Source organism: Pantoea sp. SGAir0183 (assembly GCF_043545505.1).
Genome location: NZ_CP028053.1, coordinates 4,101,947 through 4,124,227 on the forward strand (window position 1 = coordinate 4,101,947; position 22,281 = coordinate 4,124,227).

Genomic DNA, 22,281 nt, shown 5'->3' on the forward strand with positions numbered 1-22,281 from the left:
TTCTGCGCTAATAATCCAGCGCTACACTGGGGTCATTTTTCTGGGGGACGTCATCCATGCGCGTGTTGCTGGTTGAAGATGATGAAATGATCGGTGCCAATTTACAGCAGGCGCTGGAAGCCGCGGGCTGGTCTGTCGACTGGGTACGCGATGGCGTGTATGCGCACAATGCCTGGAGCGAAGGCGGTTACAGTTGCGTGCTGCTTGACCTCGGTCTGCCTCGCGACGACGGGTTGCAGGTGCTCAGACGCGCACGTGGGCGCGGTGATGCCACACCGGTATTAATTCTGACCGCACGCGACACAGTCGCTCAGCGGGTACAGGGCCTGGATTACGGGGCAGATGACTATTTGCTCAAACCCTTTGATCTGCAGGAAGTCATGGCCCGTATGCGCGCGATCACCCGACGCCACCATGGTTCTGCCGATTCGGTGCTGGGCAGCGGCGATGTTCAACTGGATATGTTGACCCGCGAAGTCCTGTACAAAGGGCAGCGTGAACAGCTCACCGCCCGGGAATATGCCCTGCTTTATGCTCTGCTCGAGCGGCCCGGTGCCATTCTGTCACGTGAACAGCTGGAAAACCGTATCTACGGCTGGGGCGAAGAAGTCAGCAGCAATGCCGTGGACGTTCTTATCCACGGGATGCGGCGCAAGCTGGATAATGATGTGATTCGCAACGTGCGTGGGCTGGGCTGGCGAGTACCGGCAATATGAAAATCTTTATGCGTTCATTACGAAATAAATTACTCAGTACCCTGCTGTTGATTCATTTACTGATGATTGGCGGTGTCGCCTGGTATTTTTTTAACTGCTACGGCGAAATGGTTGGCGTCATTAAGGACGAACAGCTCGCCAAGCTGGCCGATGCGTGGTCCGTTAACCGTGAAATCCCCCCGTTGATGCCGGTGATTGCGCCTGCGCATAAGATCAAAAGTGCCTTTGTCATTCAACTGTGGGATGCGCAGGGCCGGTTACGATCCAGCTCATGGCCAGAGCTGCATGCGCCCTTACAGCCGGAAAATGGCTACAAAGACGTGCAGATCGGTGACTGCCGCGACTGTGAATGGCGCATTTACACCCGTTCCGGTCAGCCAGGCAGTGAGATTAAAACCATTCAGGTCATGCTGAACCTGAGCTACATGAAAGAGATGATGGTGCGACGGGCGCTGTCGGCGATTATTCCGCTGATTTTGATGATGCCGCTGTCGCTGCTGGTCATCTGGCTGGTCGTGCGCAAGATCACCCGGGATTTGCGCGTTGCCTCGCGAGAAATCGCCGCCCAGGATGCGCACCATCCCCACAGCGTATCGCCGGAACGGCTGCCCGACGAAATTCAGCCCCTGGTTGAGGCCTACAACTCCTTACTGGATAAACTGCGTGCCGCCTGGTCTTCACAACGTCAGTTTATGGAAGATGCCGCTCATGAACTGCGGACGCCAGTCACCGCCGTCACGCTGCAACTGGAAAATCTGCGTCAGCACATTCAACCCGGCGAGGCCAGCCGTCAGTTCGCTCAACTGGAATCAGGTGTGACCCGCACGCGCCATCTGGTCACTCAACTGCTGAATATGTCGCGCTGGGAAGATCAGTCAGTCGTCGCGCACCTCGAAAATATCGATCTGGAAGATGTGCTGAAAGAGAGTATTGAACAGCTCATGGTTGTGGCGGATAAACGCGGTATCGACATTGGCTTTAGCGGCACCACGCACTATCGACTGCAGGCCGGGCGTTCCGAACTTCGCAGCCTGTTTGATAATCTGATTGGCAACGCGATGTTACATACGCCTGAAGGCAGCATGGTCGATGTGCTGCTGCATCGTGTGGCGGGACAAACCGTTGTCGACATCGTTGATAACGGTCCGGGTGTACCGGAATCCTTTCTTGAACGCGCATTCGATCGCTTTGCCCGTTCACCCGACGTTAAAGCGCAGGGCAGCGGTTTAGGTCTGTCTATCGTGCGCAGCATCGCCCAGAAACACCATATCGACGTTGCCCTTGCCAACTGTCGGGACGCACAAGGCCTGCGCTGCGGTTTTCAGGTGCGCGTTACCTTTCCCTGATTCCTGCCGATCGATTCGGAACCCGACAACGTAAACGGTTGCCTGGTTCCGTTCGCCACAACCCTATATTGTGACAATCATCACAATTATGATGAATTGTTATGCAACACATTTTGACAAATGTGATCAAAAGCTATTTTCTATCTCTCTGTTACAGGCACGCTACGCTAACTAAAACAGGCGGCCTGAGTACATTACTGCCCAACCTTTGGGATTGATTTCCAAACAGCACGCAAACGATTGTCTTGCGTATGAAAACCAGTGGTCAAATATAATGAAATTTAAAACGTTAGTTGCAGGTGCCCTGCTGGCAGGCTCCCTGAACGGTGCAGTGCAGGCTGCAGAAAACGATCCCCAGTACCTTTCCGACTGGTGGCATCAGAGCGTCAACGTGGTGGGCAGTTACCACACCCGCTTCGGGCCCCAGTTCAATAACGATGTCTATCTTGAATACGAAGCGTTCGCCAAAAAAGACTGGTTTGATTTTTACGGCTACGTTGACCTGCCAAACTTCTTTGGCGTAGGTAACAACAACGCCAACGGTATTTTCGACCACGGTTCACCGCTGTTCATGGAAATCGAACCGCGTTTCTCTATTGATAAACTGACCGGCACCAGCCTGGCTTTCGGTCCGTTTAAAGAGTGGTATTTTGCCAACAACTATATCTACGATATGGGCCGTAACAGCGCAAACCGCCAGAACACCTGGTACATGGGCCTGGGCACCGACATCGATACGCACAGCGATATCGGTCTGTCACTGAACGTCTATGCCAAGTACCAGTGGGAAAACTACGGTGCTGCAAACGAAGACAGCTGGGACGGCTATCGCTTTAAGGTGAAGTATTTCGTGCCAATCACCACACTGTGGGGTGGTAACCTGGGCTATGTAGGCTTTACCAACTTCGACTGGGGCTCAGACTTGCGTGATAAGACCGGGCCGATCCGTACCAGTAATTCCATCGCCTCCAGTCATATCCTGTCACTGGGCTACGAGCACTGGCACTTCTCTGCTGTGGCGCGTTACTTCCATAACGGCGGTCAGTGGGGAGACGGTCAGGAGTTAGGTTTTGGCAGCAGCGCGTCTGAAATTAAATCAACGGGCTGGGGTTACTATCTGGTGGCTGGCTATAACTTCTGATCAGTTTGTTGCAAGACAGGCACGGTAATTGACGGCGGCCTTCCCCCTGGGAAGGCCGCTGTTGTATGCGCCATCCAACGCCGTTGAACGGCATCACCGACAAATTACTCGTCTGATTTAACAACGTTAATGCGCCACGGAATATTGAATTTATCAATAAACATGGCGAAGCCATCAGACCAGAAAGTTTTTTGCCACGGTGTGGTGACTTTCCCGCCTGCCGACAGCTTTTCAAACCAGGCTTTACCCTGTTCTGCATCCGTGGTCGCCAGACTGACGGCATAGCCTGCGTGCTCTGACGCCGGTGGCTGGTCAGGATTGCCGTCACTCATCATCAGTTCGCCCTGCCCGATACGCAGATGCGCATGCATAATTTTTTCAGGTGGCAACGGGGGTGCAGACTGGTCGCCAATCTGTTCACCCTGCTCCGGCATATCACCAAACGTCATTTTTTGCAGCAGCTGTCCACCTGTTGCCTGCAAATAGAATTCCATCGCCTCTTCACAGCGACCATAGAGAAACAAATAAGGACATACTTGCATTATTACCTCGATACAGGTGAGTAGAAACTTCCTTATAAAGAAGTAATAAGTGTAGACGACAGCGCAGAGAAGAGGATTCATAACGGCGCAAAGAATCTCCTTTCAGAGGATTTACCCAATCGCCTGAGACGTCGCCCCCGTTTTTTTTCAATTAAATCAATGCCTGGTACGCTAATAATGTTTTACGTGTTAATAACCATATTATCTCACAGGCAATAGTCACTTTTATTTACTACTGCAAGGATTATAATTAACCCTTAAATTACAATGCCTTAAAATAAATAATAAATGAACTGTTCAGACAAATGCTGACAACCGCACTTTCCTGCTTTGCACTTCCTCGTTGACTCAACCTATTACTGGACCTGAAAACCATGCCACCGGCGTTAAAGCATGAAATAACCGAAGCGGCAAGCGAAATGTCAACCTGATAATAGTGAATCAGTTGGTTCATTATTTCGCTTATGTTTTATGCACTTAATTCTGTGCTTATTTCGGTGCGTTCCAGCTAAATATTTAGCCCCAGGATGCCGATATATCTTGTCCATAATCCCCCAGTTCAGGACTGTGTTATGTCGTTAAAAAAATCATCACTGTTGGTGTTGTCTTTTCTGTTAATTCTTTTTCTTATCAGTATTTCCGTCAGCATCTGGTTACTGGCCCGCAGCAACGCGTCACTTAATGCCGTGAATAAAGAAATTCGTGTGGTGCTGTCGGTGATTGACCCCATCAACCACAGTCGTACCTTACGCGTCCGTCTGATGGAGTACATGAAAGAGACGGAGAATGGTGGCCCGCAGGGCGCCGCTTCACTGGACAGCGTAAAAAGCGTTGCCGCTAAAGCCGATGCCGCTTTCCAGGCTTATCTGAACGCGCCACGTATTCCGGGAGAAGAAGCGGAAGCAGAACGCTATCGTCAGGCTTACCTGGCCTACCGCGATCAGGGCATTCAGCCTTTAATCGCAGCGGCCGAGGCCGGGGACCAGCAGCGCTTTAAAAACCAGATCGCAAACGTCGTGCGCCTGGATCGCCAGTATGAAATTGTCCTGGACAAGGTGCTGGCACAACATGAAGCCTTTGCGAAGAAGCTCAATACGGATGCCCAGAGCAACTTTTCCTCTGGGATCCTGTTGTTAGTCGTATTTGGTGTGCTGTTTCTTGCCATTATCGTGGCCATACTGGTCTTTGTCAGACGCTATATTTTATCGCCGCTTGATCACGCCAAAGCCCACTGCAGCCAGATTGCCGCAGGAATTCTGGACAAACCGGTGCCGGTCAATACCGGTTCAAAGAGCGAGATTCAGCAGTTAATGACCTCTATGGAAAGCATGCGTACCGCGCTGACCGGCATTATTACCCGCGTCCGCCAGGCAACCCAGGCGGTCTCTTTCGCCTCGCAGGAAATTGCCAGCGGCAACGTTGACCTGGCCTCGCGCACGGAACAGCAGGCCGCAGCCCTGACCGAAACGGCCGCCAGTATGGAGCAGCTGGGCGCGACCGTGAAACAAAATACGGACAATGTCTTTGAAGCCTGCCGTCTGGCCAGCGAAGCCGTGAAGAATGCGGAGAGCGGCGAACACGTGTCCCAGCAGGTCATCGTTTCCATGTCAAAAATTAACGAGAGTTCGAAAAAAATCGAAGACATCACCAACGTCATTAACGGCATAGCGTTCCAGACCAATATTCTGGCGTTGAACGCGGCCGTTGAAGCCGCGCGAGCCGGTGAGCAAGGTCGCGGATTTGCCGTGGTAGCGGGCGAAGTACGCAATCTCGCCCAGCGCAGTGCGGTGGCGGCAAAAGAAATTGAAGGACTGATTGCAGAATCGGTGGCGACAATCCGGGTCGGCTCCGATCAGGTCAGCCAGACCGGTGAAGCGATGAATGCGATTATTGCCTCGGTCGGCCGGGTCAACGTTCTGATGGATCACATTTCGACGGCCTCCAATGAGCAGCATCATGGTATCAGCCAGATTGAAAAGGCGGTGACCGAAATGGACAGCGTGACCCAGCAAAACGCCGCACTGGTGCAGGAATCGGCCGCCGCGGCCGCGTCGCTGGAGGAGCAGGCGCAGTACCTGACACATTCCGTGTCGGCGTTCCGTCTGGCTGACGCCTAATCGCCTGCCCACCCCGGAAAAAAAGCGGGGCGGGCAGGGAAGTCTGTCAGGTGATATCTCCACCTGACAGGCTGTTATCGCATCTGACTTGACCTTATTTCTCTCTGCACCGCGTCAGAACGCTGACCGCCCATCCGATCCAGCCATAACTGGACTCTGCCCTGTTAAAAATTCACCACTATTCCTATCGGCAAGAATCAGAGAATTGATTATTCTGCTGCTTCCTGCTCGCGAACGGGCACCTGTTTCAAAGCGATTATTGCCTGTAGTGAGAATGGCCATCATCCTTACATGAGGTTTACTCTAAATGACACCAGCCTTGACTTCAGGGATGGCACCGACGTCTGCCTCGTCGACTGCCCATACCAGCTTAGCCGGGCGCATTGACGCGCTGCCCTCTTCTGGCGGTTTGTGGCGATTCATCTCGCTACTGGCGTTAGGCGGCTTTTTTGAACTCTACGATCTGTTTGAAACCGGCTATATCAGCACAGGGTTACTGGCCGCCGGCATTTTCCATGCGGGCAGCGCCGGTATTCTGGGCATTACCGATCAGGCCGCATTTGCGTCGGCGACCTTTCTGGGCTTATTTGTGGGGGCCAGTTTGCTTACGCCTTTTGCCGATCGGTTTGGCCGTCGGCTGACCTTTATCTGTGCGTTAGCCTGGTACGGATTTTTCTCGTTACTGATGGCGTTTCAGCACAGCGCAGAGATGGTGATTCTGTGTCGCTTTTTGGTCGGTATTGGGTTGGGCGTGGAGCTGGTAACCATCGACACCTACCTGAGCGAATGGGTGCCCACGCATCTGCGTAACCGGGCGTTTGCCTTCTCCTTTTTTATTCAGTTTTTATCGGTGCCAACAGTGGCGCTCATGTCATGGTGGCTGATGCCGCAACATATTCTGGGCCTGGAGGGCTGGCGTTGGGTGGTCATCGCGGGCGCTGTCTGCTCGCTGATTATCTGGCTGGTGCGTAAAAACCTGCCGGAATCCGCCCGCTGGCTGGCCCAGCAGGGACGGCATGAAGACGCCCATGCCGTGATGTCGGCCATGGAAAAACGCTGCGGCATCGTGCCCGGCCAACACCTGACGCACTCACAGCCTGCGGCAGCCTCTGACACGAAAAGCCGCTTCCGCGACATCTGGGCTCCGCGCTACCGTAACCGCACCCTGATGCTGGTGATAATGAACTTCTTCCAGGCGATTGGCTTCTACGGCTTTGGTAACTGGCTGCCTGCGCTGCTGTCCGGGCAGGGTACGTCCATTACCCATAGCCTGCTGTATGCCTTTTTTATCACGCTGGCCTATCCCATCGGCTCGTTGATTTGTGGCAGCTTTACCAGCCGGCTTGAGAATAAATGGCAAATCGTCCTTTCTTCGCTGATGACAGTGGTGTTTGGAACGCTGTTTGCCCTGCAGACTCAGCCGGTGTTGCTGGTGATATGTGGATTTTTGATCACCTTCTCTAATGCCTGGCTGACCTGCAGTTATCATGCTTACCAGACCGAGATTTTCCCGACCGCTATCCGCGCCCGAGCAGTAGGTTTTTGCTACTCCTTTAGTCGGTTATCGACCGCCTTTAGCAGTCTTCTGATCGGCGTGATTTTGCAGCACACCGGTACGCATGGCGTCATCGCCTTTATTGTATTGAGCATGCTGATGGTGATGCTGTCGGTGGGCGTTTTTGGTCCTAAGACGCGCGGTGTGACGCTGGAAAATATTTGATCGTGCAGCCTTCCCCGGTGGGGGAAGGCTGCAACGTACGTGTTACTTGCCTTCTAACACCTTGATATCTGAGCTGCCCTGACGATCTTTCACATCCTTGCGCAGGTCAGCCACCTGCTTCGCGGTGACCGTTCCCGGTACGTTATTGCCCCAGCTGTGACGGATGAAGTTCACCACGTCCGCGACCTGTTGATCGTTCAGACGCCAGCCAAAGGCAGGCATGGTAATCGTTGACGGCGCGCCCTTCACCCCACGCAGCTCGCCTCCGACCAGCACAATGTGAATCAGCGAGGTCGGATCGTCCGCCATCACCACCGGGTTGCCGCGCAGCGCGGGATAAAAGCGTGTATAACCGCTGCCGTCCGTTTTATGGCAGGCCGCACAGCTGTCGACATAGGCCGCAGCGCCTGTCTGGCTGTCATCGCCTTTCCATAAGGCCTTCGCGGTCGCGTCATCCACGCTAAAAGCCACCTGATGCGGATCTTTCGCACCCAGCGACTTCAGGTAACGGGCAATCGCCGTGATGTCGTCATCCGTCAGGTGCTGCAGGCTGTGATCAACCACATCCACCATGCCGCCAAAGGCTGAGGTGTGATCGTTACGGCCATAGCGCAGGAACTGGCGCAGGTCATCCTCACTCCAGCGGCCCAGGCCGTCACGGTTGTCCCCGCGCAGGTTGCTGGCGGTCCAGCCATCAATCGGCGCACTGCTGCCCGCCAGATAATCGTTACTGTCGGCGTTGGTTAACGCTTTCTCCTGCATGGTCACGCTACGCGGCGTATGGCAGGCACCGCAGTGACCCAGCCCTTCTACCAGATAACGGCCTCGCGCCAGCGTCGGATCCTCCTGCGCGGCAGGCTGGAACGCTTTTACATCCGGTGCGAACAGGTTGCGCCAGATCGCCAGCGGCCAGCGCATCGACAGAGGCCAGGGGATATCGCTCGCTTTGTTGGCCTGACTGACAGGGGCGACGCCATGCATGAAGTAGGCATACAGCGCCTTCATGTCCTCATCGCTGACCACCGCATAAGAGGGATAAGGCATGGCGGGATAGAGCGTATCGCCATTTTTCGCAATACCGTGCCGCACGGCTTTCTGAAAGTCATCGTAGCTGTAATCACCAATCCCGGTCGATTTATCCGGCGTGATGTTCGTTGAGTAGATCGTGCCAATCGGCGTGGCCATCGGCAAGCCACCTGCGAAGGGCTTGCCGCCTTCACTGCTGTGGCAGGCGACACAGTCGCCCGCGCGGGCCAGATACTCGCCGCGTTTTATCAGATCGCTAGTGCTCTCATCGGCCAGGGCAACAAAGGAAATACCGCCCAGAATCAGGGCTAAAATGCCGTTTTTCATCGCCATCATCCTTATGCCTGCACCAGAGGGCCTGGGTTTTTCAGATACTGCTCGCGAATCGCTTTCGCTGACCAGTAAGTCAATGCCGCCACCATGCCGGTGGGGTTATAGCCGAGTCCCTGAGGAAACGCCGATGCGCCAGGCACAAAGACGTTAGGCACATCCCAGCTTTGCAGATAGCGGTTAACCGCGCTGGTTTTAGGATCCTCACCCATAATCGCCCCGCCGCTGATGTGGGTGGTCTGGTAGACGGTGGTGTCGAAATGTGTGCCGGGTTTTTTAGCCCCGCCAATGATCATTTTCGGGTTCATGGCTTCGGCGATTTTATGCATTTTCCCCACCATAAACTGCGCCATCTTGATGTCATTTTCCTGCCAGTCAAACGTCATACGCAGCAGTGGCTGACCGTAGGCGTCTTTATAATTCGGGTCCAGATCCAGATAGTTCACGCGGTAAGACTGGTGCGCACCATGGGCATCCATAGAAAGGTGATGCGTGTACGTATCGGCAACGGCGGCCTTCCACTGGCTACCCCAGTTAGGTGTTCCCGGCGGGGTGGGCAGACCCGAGATGGGTTTGGTGCCCGCCTGATTGACCCAGAATGGCGATCCACCGACAAAACCGTGCGGCCCGTGGTCAAAGTTATCGGCGTTGAAATCATCCACGCCGACACCGGCACCGCCTGCGCCAATAAACGGGTTGGTGGTGGTGTTTTTATCGAACAGCGCTTTCAGCGTCGACAGGTTCTGGTAGGCAAAGTTGCGTCCGACCGTGCCTTCGTTAGTGATCGGGTTGTAAGGCTGGCCAATGCCGGACAGCAGCATTAAGTGGACATTGTGGAACTGGAAGGCTGACAGGATGACCAGATCTGCCGGTTGCACATGTTCACGCCCCTGCGCGTCTACATAGGTGACGCCGGTAGCGCGTTTCTTATCGTCCGTGAGGTTGACGCGCAGCACATAAGCATTATTGCGCAGCTCAAACTTTGGCTCCTGACGCAGCGCAGGCAGGATATTCACATTGGGTGAGGCCTTGGAATACATATAGCAGGCGTAACCGCTGCAGTAGCCGCAGAAGTTGCACGGTCCCATCTGCGCGCCATAGGTGTTGGTATAAGGACCTGAGGTATTCGCCGAGGGCAGATCGTAAGGATGATAGCCTACTGACTCGGCGGCCTGGGCAAACAGCTGTGCTGACCAGGTGCGCTTTTGCGCGGGCAACGGAAAGTTGTCAGAGCGATCGGGCGCAAACGGGTTACCGCCTTTGTCTTTGCCGACAACCTTACCCTGAATACTCCAGGCACTACCGGAGGTGCCAAACACTTTTTCTGCTTTATCAAAAAATGGCTCCAGCTCCTGATAGTCCACGCCGAAATCCTGAATGGTCATCCCTTCAGGAATAAACTTTTTACCGTAGCGCGCCTCATAGTGGCTGCGAAGTTTTAGCTCAACCGGATCGACCCGAAAATGTACACCTGACCAGTGCAGTCCTGCGCCACCGGTGCCGGTGCCCGGCAGGAAAGCTGCTAACTGGCGATACGGCACGGCAGTCTGTGACGCATCATGACGGATAGTGACGGTGCTTTTGGACAGATCCTGGAACAGCTTTTTTCGGATGTTATAGGTCAGTTCATCAATCGACTGTGGATAGGATCCATCGGGATAGGTATCACGATGCGGACCGCGTTCCAGTGCCAGCACATTCAGACCGGCCTCGGTCAGCTCTTTGGCCATAATGGCCCCTGCCCAGCCAAAGCCGACAATCACGGCATCCACTTTCTTTAATTCATTTGCCATGCTCAGCTTCTCTCTCCACGAATCGACACTGACGGGAACGGATACCGTTCACCGCGCTCTACCCAGTCCATAAAATCGGCGCGGGCGCCAGGGAAGTTGATGAGCTTCCAGCCCACCATGCCCTGATTGCCACCGTGGATCGGATCGCTAAAGAAGCCTTCACGGGTGTTTTGCAGGAGGTAAGAGAAAAACACGTTGGCGGGGAGCTGGCTGAAATGGGCCTTGCCGCTCTCCATCGCCTGAAGCGCCGCATCCTGCTGTTCAGCGCTCAGTTGGGCAAAGACCTTACCGTACTGCTGCCGGCTATACTGGTCGGCATCGGCCAGGCCGAGACGGTAAATCTGCTGCGGTACCAGCGGCAACTGATAGCCCATTTCTTTGGGGAGATCCGGGTTAAAGGGGCCCTGCATATACCAGTTGGCCCCGGTGGCATAAGGCGTATTCATCTGGCGATCGATAAACTCCGGCACGCCCGCTTCCAGCGCGCCCGGACCGCGTTCATCGGCGGGGATCAGCCGCGCCACGGCAGCGTTGATAAACGCAAATTCCTCGGCAGTAAACCAACTGGGTTGATAGTCTCGGGCGACCTGGCTTTCGGCAGGCGTTGCGGCCTGTGCCTGAGCGGGTGCAGAAAAGGCACCCAATGCGCTGCTGCCTACCGCCACTGCGGGCGCCAGGGTGATGGTCTTCAGCAAAAAATCCCTGCGTGAATGACCCTTTTTCTGGTCTGACATGACATTGCCTCATCACCGCATCAACTGCGGTACGAAAAAGAGAAGTGAATGCGCGTTGTAGTGGTTTTTATTTGCGGATTTCGGGTACAACAAGCTGTTACCGGTAACAGTGGCGCTAAGTGTAACACCATTACCGACAAATACTTAGTTTAAGGAAACAAAAAAGCACAATTTCATTAACATATAAGTTGTCAATGTCATGTTCAGAAACAACAGGCTACAGACAGATGGCCGTTAAGACGTTATAAAAGCGATTACACAACAGCGGAGTACCTATGTTTAAGTCTTTCTTTCCACGACCTGGGCCGTTTTTCAGTTCGGCGGCCATCTGGAGTTTACTGGCGATTTTTGCCTGGTTTGGCTTTGCCAGCGATTTACCGGCCCATTTCTGGCCTGCGTTTCAGGCCGCCATCAGGCAGCCCCTGCCCACGACGGTGATGCGCTTTATTGCGCCGGGTGAGTTATGGTTCTATGGCTATTACTGGCTGATGGTTGCCCTGTTCGCTCTTGCGTGGCGCATCATTGATAACCATCCCTGGCAGCGCTGGTCGGTCTGGGGCTCCGCGCTGATTATTTTTGTGACCTGGTTTGGCGTCCAGGTTGGCGTGGCCGTCAATGCCTGGTATGGCCCGTTCTACGATTTAATTCAAAAAGCGCTGACGAAAGCCGGTTCGGTACAGATTGCCGAATTTTATGCTCAGGTTATCGCCTTCCTGGGTATCGCGTTGATTGCGGTGGTCATTGGCGTGATGAATGCTTTTTTCATCAGCCACTGGGTATTCCGCTGGCGCACTGCGATGAATAATTACTATATGCATCACTGGCAGCGCCTGCGCCACGTTGAAGGCGCGGCACAGCGTGTGCAGGAAGATACCATGCGCTTTGCTACCACGCTGGAAGGCTGGGGCGTGAGTTTCATTCAGGCCATTATGACCCTGGTGGCGTTTTTACCCGTTCTGGTGGCGCTTTCACATCATGTAAAAAGTATCCCGATTCTGGGCAGCATCCCCTATGCGCTGGTGATCGCGGCGGTGTTGTGGTCACTCTTTGGTACGGCGCTGCTGGCGCTGGTGGGCATTAAGCTTCCCGGCCTGGAGTTCCGTAACCAGCGCGTCGAAGCGGCTTACCGTAAAGAGCTGGTTTACGGCGAAGATCACGCCGATCGCGCCACGCCGCCGACCGTAAAAGTGCTGTTCCACAATGTGCGGATTAACTATTTCCGTCTCTATTTTCACTATCTTTACTTCAATATCAGCCGCATCCTTTATCTGCAGGTGGATAACGTGTTCGGGCTGTTCCTGTTGTTCCCGTCTATTGTGGCCGGTGCCATTACGCTGGGCCTGCTGAACCAGATCACCAACGTGTTTGACCAGGTTCGGGGATCGTTCCAGTACCTCATTACCTCGTGGTCCACCCTGGTCGAGTTAATGTCGATCTATAAACGTCTGCGCAGTTTTGAACAGATTCTGGACGATGTGCCGCACGATGAAATGATGCACGACGCTTCAGAAGAGGTGTCATAACCTTTCTGGTCGCCTGGGGTAGTTGCCGCAGGCGACCAGCGGTCGATTCCGCATTGTCTCCCCCACTTTCCTTTTCCTTCTCCTGCCATTCATTGCGCATGATGCCGCGGTGTTGTCCGTTCAGGACGACATCCGCGCCCGGGTTATCGCCGGTACGCGCAGCATTGAGGGATGATGGCGCGCATACAAGGGGCTTTTCTGGCAAAGGCTGAACGGTTAAGCGAACGATCTGTTGGTCAAAGAGACAGGCCGGATGGGGCAGAATGATGCAGGAAAGCGGAGTAGAGGCGGTAAAGTGACAGGTTCTGTTGCGCTAAAAACGGAGCCAGGACGCCATCAGGCGTCCTGTCAGCACAGACGTTCAAGGCTTATTTATACAGCTCAGCCGTCATGTGCACACCGTTGTTGGTGTTCGCTTCGGTGATCTTATAGGAAGCACCAGCATCCTGCGCCTGAGCAGCAATTTTCGCTTCTGCGCTGTCCAGTGTTGAGCCGGTCGCCGTCACAGTTTGTGCAAAAGCCGCAGCAGGCAGAATAGTCAGGGCGATTAAAGCAGCAAAAGTTTTGATAGTTTTCATGGTCAATTCCTCGGTCTTTTTCGTTTAGATAAGGCTACATGCCTTGTGTGAAAGCATAATAGGAGGAATATCGCACAAGAAAAAGCAGAGGGTTTTGCTCATATCATTCAATAAAACTGAAAATGAAAAGCACGTTTAGCGCTGTTTAAACACGAAAGGTTAAATGACTACACCTTGCATAGCAGGCAGTATTAATGACTACCTGTGCGCCTGACGACTTTCGCCCAGCGCTATGCTGTTATGTCACAAGACGGCAAAGACAGGCGTTACGCCGTGATGCTCTGAGACGAGTCAGGCCGTGATGGGATGTTGGCTGAGGGTACGCAATTGGGCAGCAGAAGAGACGACTAGGACGGGAAAGCCTCTTAGCGATCATGCCGTACCAGACGGCATGATCACGGTTCGCACCCTGCGCGCGCGAAGAGCGTGATCACGCCGAATGGCACAACACCATCCGGTGGCAGGCCGGTCAAAACTTAGCGGAACACGCTGATCGCTTCCACCAGACGGTTAGCCTGATGGGTCATACGGCCCGACGCTTCTGCGCTTTCCTGAACGCGGGCGGCGTTTTGATGGGTAATATCGTCCAGATCTTCTACCGCCGTGCTGACTTCACTGAGCGCGGTCGCCTGTTCCGCCGTGGCCGCGCTGATTTGGGCAACGAGCGAAGTGACGTTCTGCACCTGCTGCACAATATCCTGCATGGTATGTCCCGCAGCACCGGCGTGCTCGTTGCCTGAACTGACCCGGCTGGCGCTGGTTTCCACCAGTGCTTTAATCTCGCTGGCGGCTTTTGCGCTGCGCTGTGCAAGGCTGCGTACTTCGCCAGCCACAACGGCGAAGCCTTTACCCTGCTCACCTGCGCGTGCCGCCTCAACGGCGGCGTTCAGCGCCAGAATATTGGTCTGGAACGCGATGCTGTCGATTACGCTGGTGATGCTGGCAATGCGTTCTGAGCTGTCGGCGATATCCGCCATCATGCTCATCATCTCTTTCATCACCTCGCCACCTTTGCTTGCCGCATCGCTGGTATTGACGGAGAGCGAACTCACCTCCTGGGCCGTTTGCGTATTACTCTTCACGGTGGCGGTCATTTCGTTCATAGTCGCGGCCGTTTGCTGCACGTTCGCTGCGGCCTGTTCGGTCCGGCGGCTCAGTTCATTGTTACTGCGGGCAATGGCGTCACTGGCGCTCAGCACGTTAATCGCCTGGCCACTCACATCGTCCACCAGCCAGCGGAACATCAGCCCTAGCTGTCCAATGGCGCGCAACGTCAGCCCCACCTCGTCAATGCGGTCCATCTGCTCCACCTGGTGACTGGCCCCGGTGGCCACGCGCAGTGCCTGTTTGCACATGCGCTCAACAGGACGGGAAATTTGCTGCTCCAGCCACAGGCTGGCAAGCAGCAACAGAACGGCCATGCCGCCCGCAAATCCGCTCAACGCCAGCGGTGCCATTCCCAGCGCCCAGACGCCTGCGACGGACAGCGGCAGTAAAGCCAGCAGCGCCGTACGGATGCGCCAGCGCAGTGGCAGCGTTTTTAAGATCGAGCCGAGGCGGCGCCAGCCGCTGCGGACAATTAATCCTTTGTGAAAACGGCGGCCTTGCGCGCGACCTTCACGAAAATCACGGTAGAGCGCTTCACTGGCTTTCACGTCCTGTGCGGATGGCTTCGTCCGCACCGACATATAACCCTGCACCTGACCATTACGCACCACCGGAATCGCGTTCGCCCGCACCCAGTAGTGATCCCCGTTTTTGCGGCGGTTTTTCACCAGCGCTGTCCAGGGTTCGCCCTGTTTTAACGTCGCCCACATATCGGCAAAAGCTTCGGGTGGCATATCCGGGTGACGCACCATATTGTGCGGCTGCCCTTTGACCTCATCAGATGAAAAGCCACTGGCTTCAACGAATGCATCATTGGCATAGGTGATATAGCTGTTGAGATCGGTCGTTGTCATCAGTGTGGCATGATCGTCATACACATATTCACGCTGAGAAACAGGTTGGTTGTTGCGCATAGGAGTCCTTGATAGTACCAGTCAGACTTGCACCAGAAGCATGGATGAAAGCACGTGAAAGGTAAGCTTTACCTTTTTTTATGTTTTCGGCAGTGGCGCATTTACACTTTAGTGCTACGCGTTAATTTATTGCATTAAAAAAGCCGCTCAGTAGCGGCTTCGTTTACTCACGGGTATTTTTAACCCATTACATTTTAACGATTTACTTTAACGCAACTGATTAGCGCGCAGCACCATCCCACCCGCGCCCGGCGCGTGACATCCGCAGTGAGACTAACGTCTTACCGTACCGCTTGACGGGTTAATAGCGCATTCCTTATGGATTCAGCTTAAATCGACATCCCGTAAGCCAAACCACCACGTCAGTACAAAGCCACTGACCCAGGCCACGATCAAACCGCCCAGGTACACGGCCATGCCAGCAAAAATGCCCTGATGCGAGGTCATTAACGGAAGCGTGACCAGACCCGAAGGACCAAACACCGTATTCATGCCGACCGGCAGCCCCAGCCAGGCCACCAGACCGATAAAAAATCCGCCCACTGCCCCGCCGCCGCAGGCCGTAATAAAGGGTCTGAGCCGCGGTAGCGTGACGCCATAAATCAGCGGTTCACCCACGCCCAGCAAGCCGGGCACGATGGCGCCTTTTATCTGGGTGCGCAACAACGCGCCTTTTTCCGCTTTACACCAGAGCGCCAGTGCGGCCCCCACCTGACCGGCACCGGCCATAGCCAGAACAGGGAACAGTGAATTAAATCCCTGGGTTTCCATCAGCGCAAAATAGACCGGAGTAAACCCCTGATGAATGCCAAACATCACGGCGATCAAAAACAGCCCAGCCAGCAGGGCGCAGCCGAAGGGGTTGTTATTGAGGTGGATAAACAACCACGACATTCCCTTAAACAGCTCGCCGCCGAGCGGCATGATGAGCAGATAAGTCAGCGCGCCCGTGATTAATAAGGTTAACAGGGCGGTAAGAATCATATCCAGGTTATCCGGGATGACCTTGCGCAACTGCCTTTCCAGCCAGCCACCAAACATCGCGGCCAGCAGCACACCGATAATGTTGCCACGCGGATCGATAGCCAGACCAAAAAAGCTGTCCATGCCGCTGTAATAGCCGACCTTCGCATCGGGCACATAGCCCAGAAGAAACAGCGAGGCGATAATGGCCCCGTTTACGCCGGTGCCACCAAAGGCTTTTTGCGCGTTATAGCCAATCAGGATGCTGAGAAAGGTGAATAACCCTTTACTGAACACTTTCATATAGGCCACGGTCTGCAGTAAGCCTGCAGGATGTGCGCCCGGCATGCTGAGGTGCAGGCTTTGCTCAATCAGCGTGGCGAATCCCAGCAGTAAACCTGCGGCGATAAAGCCGGGGATGAGCGGTGTGAAAAGGGTGGCGAAACGTGCCAGAAACTGATGCACTGCGCGGGTCTGTCTGGCCTTTATCTGCTGTTTTTGTTGCGCAGCCACCTGTTGCAGATTCGGTGCCCCTGTGAAAGCAGCAAATGCATCCGTTCCGCCGCCGTTTGCGCCTTGCCGGGACCGAGCACGATCTGCAGTTGATCGTCACCCTTGATGACACCCAGCACGCCAGGCAAACCTTTCAGCCGGGCGATGTCAGCCTGATTCTGCTTCAGCGTCAGGCGTAAACGGGTCATACAATGGCCGCAAACGGCAATATTGTCTGCGCCGCCTGCTGCCTGCACGATAGCGTGCAGAAGTGCATCGGTCACGTCCGCCATCAGCGTGCTCCCGCAGCCTGTAGCGCCCGACGAATAAAGCCCTGATGTTGGGTCAGCAACGTTTTTGCCTCATCAGCACTCAGTTCCGCCAGCACCATGAGAATGGCGGTTTTGCAGTGCCCGCCGCAGGCCGCCAGGGCGGCACTGGCGCAGGCTTCGTCACAATCAGTAGCCTGCATCACAATATTGACCTGGCGCTGTACCAGCTTCTGGTTCGTGGCTTCAACGTCCACCATCAGATTGCCGAAGACTTTGCCTGTACGAATCATCGCGCCGGTCGTCAGCATATTCAGGACCAGCTTCTGTGCGGTCCCCGCCTTCATGCGTGATGACCCCGTCACCACTTCAGGCCCGACCACGGGCGTCAGGGCAATATCGGCGACGTCAGCCATTTTGCTGTGCGGATTACAGGTCAGCGCAACCGTCATCGCCCCACATTGCCGGGCGTAATCGAGCGCGCCCAGAACATAAGGCGTGCGTCCACTGGCAGCGATGCCCACCAGCACGTCCTGCTGGCTGAAGTGGATGTCTTTCAGATCCTGCGCGCCTTGCGCCACATTATCTTCAGCGTTTTCCACCGCCTGCAAAATGGCCTGATGGCCCCCGGCAATCAGGCCAGTCACCTGCTCACGCGGTGTGCCAAAAGTTGGTGGGCATTCACTTGCATCCAGGATCCCCAGGCGGCCGGAGGTGCCCGCGCCCACGTATATCAGTCGCCCACCGGCCTGAAAGGCGGCGCAGATAATATCCACAGCGCGGGCGATAGCCGGCACAATAGCCTCAACGGCCAGCGCGACTTTTTTATCTTCATCATTAATGACGCGAAGCATCGCTTCCGTGCTCATTTCGTCAATATTCAGGCTGGCCGGATTGCGCCCTTCCGTGACCATCTGACTGAGATCAATTTTCACGCTTGTTCTCCACAGGAATAATTTATTCTGGATATTTTTAACACAGCGAATGAAAAATTCATCCTTTCCAGCTGTTTTATTGTGGCGCCGTGAGCGGTGCAGCCAGACAGAATAAAAAAAAGGCCCAACCATCGTTGAGCCTTTGATTTGCTAATCCGCATTAAGGCGCGGTTTGCGTCCGTAACTGCAATTCATACGCTTTCGCCTGCTCTGCATCGAACTGGTTTTCCCAGCGGGCAATCACCAGCACCGCCAGGGCGTTACCCACGACATTCAGCGCGGTACGGGCCATATCCATGATGCGGTCAACGCCAGCAATAAACGCCAGTCCTTCCAGCGGAATACCGACGCTGCCAAGCGTCGCCAGCAGGACGACAAACGAAACGCCTGGCACGCCTGCAATCCCTTTAGAGGTCACCATCAGCGTCAGCACCAGGATGATTTCATCAGTCAGTGACAGGTCGATACCGTACAGTTGCGCGATGAAAATCGCGGCGATACTTTGGTATAACGTTGAACCATCCAGGTTAAACGAGTAGCCGGTGGGCACGACGAAGCTGGTGATGGCTTTTGGTGCACCGTAAGCTTCCATCTTCTCCATGATGCGTGGCAGCACGGTTTCAGAACTGGAGGTCGAGTAGGACAGGATCAGCTCGTCTTTTAAAATGCGCATCAGCGTAGTAATGCGCAGTTTGCAGAAGCGTGCTACCGCCCCCAGCACCACAAACGCAAAGAACAGGATAGCGACATAGACCAGCAACACCAGCTTCGCGAGTGGCCACAGCGAGGCAAAACCAAAGTTAGCAATCGTCACGGCGATCAAAGCAAACACGCCCACTGGCGCGTAGCGCATGATCATATGCGTCACTTTAAACATGGTTTCAGACACGCCGCGGAACAGGTTGACCAGCGGATCGCGCTGTTCGGAGGGCAGGGCCGACAGCCCCAGACCAAACAGGACCGAGAAGAAAATAATCGGCAGCATTTCACCCTTCGCCATCGCGGCAAAGATGTTCTGCGGGATCAAAGAAAGGATGGTCGCAACCAGACTGTGCGTCCCTTCCTGTACCTGCGCCGTCGTGGCTTCATATTTAGAGATGTCCACCGTTGCCAGCGTAGACATATCAATGCCAGTGCCGGGCTTAAACACATTTGCCAGGGTAATCCCGACCACAATGGCAACGGTGGTAATCACTTCAAAGTACACAATGGTTTTGAGACCAATACGACCCAGCTTTTTCGCATCACCAACACCGGCTATACCGACAATCAGGGATGAAATCACGATAGGCACGACAATCATCTTTATCAGGTGAATAAAGATATCGCCCGCCGGGCTGAGAATATTATTGACTAACCATTCACGATCATCTGGCTGATTATGCAATACGGCACCCACGATGATGCCGAGCACCAGTGCTATCAGAATCTGCCACGCAAGGCTGATTTTAAAACCTTTCATAACGCGTAATTTCCTCAGTCAAAACCCGTTTCTCTCTACTGCGAAGGTGCAGAAGACAATACACACAGGGAAGTGAGCAAAAAGCCCGGTAAAGTAGAGGGTGTTTTAGACAGCGTCCCGCATTGCGATGCGATGATTTCTAAACCCATTTCAGACGCGGTCTGAGTTGATACCTGATTATCAGGGGCGAGATAAGTACCATTTTCGCTGCAGTAAATGCAACCCTTGGTGGCTTCGATTAAAACTTAACCATCTCTTAAGCATAAAATGCTGATACGGTTATTTATTCCTAACCTGCTGTTATGAAAAGTAAACTTTCGATAAGTTTTCGCATAGCTATTCAGATTGTGGGCAAACACTACGCGGTTCGTTCGCTGCTTTTTTAAACAGCGCAAGACACAAAATGTTGCAATCTAAATCCCTATCCTTTGCATGGCGTTAGCGCGTTTTTCATTCTTTTGCGACGTTTTTATGTCAACAAGGTTAACGCGTGATCTATGGCGCAAAAAAGAAACAAATCTTGTTGCTCTGCTTCACTTAACTATTGATTGACATATGATTAACATCTTCAAGGAGAATCGCCATGAGCCAAAATCATAACTATCCTGTTCCAGAAAATATCGCAGCAACCGCGCTGATTACGGCCGAACAGTATCAGGCGATGTACCAGCAGTCTGTTACCGATCCAGAAACCTTCTGGGGGGAACAAGGTAAAATCCTCGACTGGATAAAACCTTACAGCAAAGTCAAAAACACCTCATTTGCGCCAGGCAATATTTCAATTCGTTGGTATGAAGACGGCACGCTCAATCTGGCCGCCAACTGCCTGGATCGCCATCTGGCTACCCGGAGCGATCATCCCGCCATTATCTGGGAAGGCGACGATGCCAGTGAAAGCAAAATCCTGACCTTCCGTCAGCTGCATGCTGATGTGTGCCGCTTTGCCAATGTGCTGGAACTGCTTGGCGTTAAAAAAGGCGACGTCGTGGCGATTTATATGCCCATGGTGCCCGAGGCCGCCGTCGCGATGCTGGCCTGTGCTCGCATCGGGGCGGTGCACTCCGTCATTTTCGGCGGCTTCTCACCGGAAGCCGTCGCGGGCCGGGTGATCGACTCCAGCGCATCATTGATTGTGACAGCCGACGAAGGCGTACGTGCGGGCCGCACGATTCCACTGAAGAAAAATGTGGATGATGCATTAAAAAATCCCAATGTGAACAGCGTGAAAAACGTGGTGGTCTTTCAACGTACCGGCAAAGATGTCGGCTGGGTTGAAGGACGCGATCGGCACTGGCATGAGCTGATGCAGAACGCCAGCACCAACCACTCTGCCGCCGAAATGCAGGCCGAAGATCCACTGTTTATTCTCTACACCTCCGGTTCAACCGGTAAGCCTAAAGGCGTACTGCATACCACGGGTGGCTATCTGGTTTACGCCGCCACGACCTTTAAATTTGTCTTTGATTATCATCAGGATGACGTTTACTGGTGTACGGCGGACGTGGGCTGGGTCACCGGCCACAGCTATCTGCTCTATGGTCCCCTGGCCTGTGGGGCCACGACGCTGATGTTTGAAGGCGTGCCAAACTGGCCGACGCCAGCGCGCATGGGCCAGGTGATTGATAAGCATAAGGTGACCCTGTTGTATACCGCGCCTACCGCTATCCGCGCGCTGATGGCGGAAGGGGATAAAGCGATTGAGGGCACCGACCGTAGCAGCCTGCGTATCATGGGTTCAGTGGGCGAGCCCATTAACCCGGAAGCCTGGGAGTGGTATCACAAAAAAATCGGCAACAGCCGGTGTCCGATTGTCGATACCTGGTGGCAGACAGAGACCGGCGGTTTCATGATTACGCCGTTGCCGGGTGCCACCGTGCTGAAACCCGGCTCGGCGACCACACCGTTCTTCGGCGTCCAGCCTGCCCTGGTGGATAACGAAGGCAATCCTCAGGACGGCGCCTGTGAAGGTAATCTGGTGATCACGGATTCCTGGCCAGGTCAGGCGCGTACGCTGTTTGGCGATCATGAACGTTTCGAGCAGACCTACTTTTCGACCTTTAAAAATGCCTATTTCAGCGGCGATGGCGCGCGACGTGATGAGGACGGCTACTACTGGATTACTGGCCGTGTGGATGACGTACTGAACGTGTCTGGGCACCGCCTGGGCACCGCCGAGATCGAATCCGCGCTGGTGTCGCATCCGAAAATTGCCGAAGCGGCCGTGGTAGGTATTCCGCACAGCATTAAGGGCCAGGCTATTTATGCCTATATCACCCTGAATCACGGGGAAGAGCCCTCACCGGAGCTTTATACCGAGGTCCGTAACTGGGTGCGTAAAGAGATTGGCCCGATTGCCACGCCTGATGTACTGCACTGGACGGATTCGCTGCCAAAAACCCGTTCCGGCAAAATCATGCGCCGTATTCTGCGCAAGATTGCCGCAGGCGATACCAGTAATTTAGGCGATACCTCCACGCTGGCCGATCCTGGCGTCGTTGAGAAACTGCTTGAAGAGAAACAATCCATCACCCTGCCGTAATACCACGCCGGCGGAAAGCATCAGGCTTTCCGCC

Annotated in this window: 15 protein-coding genes and 1 pseudogene; 7 read left to right on the plus strand and 9 right to left on the minus strand. The window is 54.3% G+C overall.

The features are described 5' to 3' along the window. Positions 1-56 precede the first annotated feature (56 nt). The 3 genes from C1N59_RS19130 to C1N59_RS19140 all read left to right on the plus strand — a co-directional run bounded on the left by C1N59_RS19130 (position 57) and on the right by C1N59_RS19140 (position 3,203). Positions 57-716 carry a response regulator gene (locus C1N59_RS19130; protein WP_033739018.1) on the plus strand — a complete coding sequence of 220 codons (660 nt, stop codon included), beginning with the start codon at positions 57-59 and terminating at the stop codon, positions 714-716. Beyond that, complete coding sequence (locus C1N59_RS19135) at positions 713-2,062, plus strand: sensor histidine kinase (RefSeq protein ID WP_054688410.1); 1,350 nt, start codon at positions 713-715, stop codon at positions 2,060-2,062. Before C1N59_RS19130 ends, C1N59_RS19135 begins: the two co-directional genes overlap by 4 nt. Before the next feature lie 274 nt (positions 2,063-2,336). Beyond that, positions 2,337-3,203 carry a nucleoside-specific channel-forming protein Tsx gene (locus tag C1N59_RS19140; protein ID WP_006121691.1) on the plus strand — a complete coding sequence of 289 codons (867 nt, stop codon included), beginning with the start codon at positions 2,337-2,339 and terminating at the stop codon, positions 3,201-3,203. A gap of 104 nt (positions 3,204-3,307) precedes the next feature. On the opposite strand, the gene yjdN is transcribed toward C1N59_RS19140, so the two are convergent. Beyond that, entirely contained in the window at positions 3,308-3,745 is a 438-nt protein-coding gene (yjdN, locus tag C1N59_RS19145) for a VOC family metalloprotein YjdN (protein WP_039339045.1), read from the minus strand. 572 nt (positions 3,746-4,317) lie between these two features. Between yjdN and C1N59_RS19150 the strand changes: the two genes are divergently transcribed. Both C1N59_RS19150 and C1N59_RS19155 read left to right on the plus strand, forming a co-directional pair. Beyond that, a complete protein-coding gene (locus C1N59_RS19150; RefSeq protein ID WP_033739011.1) occupies positions 4,318-5,862 on the plus strand; it encodes a methyl-accepting chemotaxis protein in 1,545 nt (514 codons plus the stop codon). 307 nt (positions 5,863-6,169) lie between these two features. After that, positions 6,170-7,582 (plus strand): MFS transporter, encoded by a 1,413-nt coding sequence (locus C1N59_RS19155; protein ID WP_394550094.1) that lies wholly within the window; start codon positions 6,170-6,172, stop codon positions 7,580-7,582. 42 nt (positions 7,583-7,624) lie between these two features. Here C1N59_RS19155 and C1N59_RS19160 read toward each other — a convergent pair whose 3' ends face one another. From C1N59_RS19160 to C1N59_RS19170, 3 genes are read right to left on the minus strand one after another with little or no spacing between them, the layout of a single operon-like run. Further along, entirely contained in the window at positions 7,625-8,935 is a 1,311-nt protein-coding gene (locus tag C1N59_RS19160) for a c-type cytochrome (protein WP_058702402.1), read from the minus strand. An 11-nt stretch (positions 8,936-8,946) separates the two neighbouring features. Then, on the minus strand, positions 8,947-10,731 hold the full coding sequence (locus tag C1N59_RS19165; RefSeq protein WP_006121596.1) for a GMC family oxidoreductase: 1,785 nt from the start codon (positions 10,729-10,731) through the stop codon (positions 8,947-8,949). 2 nt (positions 10,732-10,733) lie between these two features. Then, entirely contained in the window at positions 10,734-11,465 is a 732-nt protein-coding gene (locus C1N59_RS19170; RefSeq protein WP_054634656.1) for a gluconate 2-dehydrogenase subunit 3 family protein, read from the minus strand. A 275-nt stretch (positions 11,466-11,740) separates the two neighbouring features. On the opposite strand from C1N59_RS19170, the gene sbmA reads away from it, so the two are divergent. Beyond that, positions 11,741-12,988: a peptide antibiotic transporter SbmA gene (gene sbmA, locus C1N59_RS19175; RefSeq protein ID WP_033739005.1), complete on the plus strand. Its 1,248-nt coding sequence runs from the start codon at positions 11,741-11,743 to the stop codon at positions 12,986-12,988. Between the two features lie 368 nt (positions 12,989-13,356). Here sbmA and C1N59_RS19180 read toward each other — a convergent pair whose 3' ends face one another. From C1N59_RS19180 to gltP, 5 genes and pseudogenes are all read right to left on the minus strand, one after another. Then, positions 13,357-13,566 carry a YdgH/BhsA/McbA family protein gene (locus tag C1N59_RS19180; protein WP_006121592.1) on the minus strand — a complete coding sequence of 70 codons (210 nt, stop codon included), beginning with the start codon at positions 13,564-13,566 and terminating at the stop codon, positions 13,357-13,359. 476 nt (positions 13,567-14,042) lie between these two features. Continuing rightward, positions 14,043-15,587 carry a methyl-accepting chemotaxis protein gene (locus tag C1N59_RS19185; RefSeq protein WP_054688415.1) on the minus strand — a complete coding sequence of 515 codons (1,545 nt, stop codon included), beginning with the start codon at positions 15,585-15,587 and terminating at the stop codon, positions 14,043-14,045. Positions 15,588-15,911: 324 nt separating this feature from the next. Further along, positions 15,912-17,335: pseudogene (murP, locus tag C1N59_RS19190) on the minus strand (PTS N-acetylmuramic acid transporter subunit IIBC). Beyond that, positions 17,335-18,246: an N-acetylmuramic acid 6-phosphate etherase gene (gene murQ / locus C1N59_RS19195; RefSeq protein WP_282498367.1), complete on the minus strand. Its 912-nt coding sequence runs from the start codon at positions 18,244-18,246 to the stop codon at positions 17,335-17,337. The pseudogene murP and the gene murQ overlap by 1 nt, the downstream one beginning before the upstream one ends. 160 nt (positions 18,247-18,406) lie before the next feature. Next, complete coding sequence (gene gltP / locus C1N59_RS19200; protein WP_006121589.1) at positions 18,407-19,708, minus strand: glutamate/aspartate:proton symporter GltP; 1,302 nt, start codon at positions 19,706-19,708, stop codon at positions 18,407-18,409. A 583-nt stretch (positions 19,709-20,291) separates the two neighbouring features. Between gltP and acs the strand changes: the two genes are divergently transcribed. Next, positions 20,292-22,247, plus strand: a complete 1,956-nt coding sequence (acs, locus tag C1N59_RS19205) for an acetate--CoA ligase (protein WP_394550095.1) — start codon at positions 20,292-20,294, stop codon at positions 22,245-22,247. The last annotated feature ends 34 nt before the right edge of the window (positions 22,248-22,281 follow it).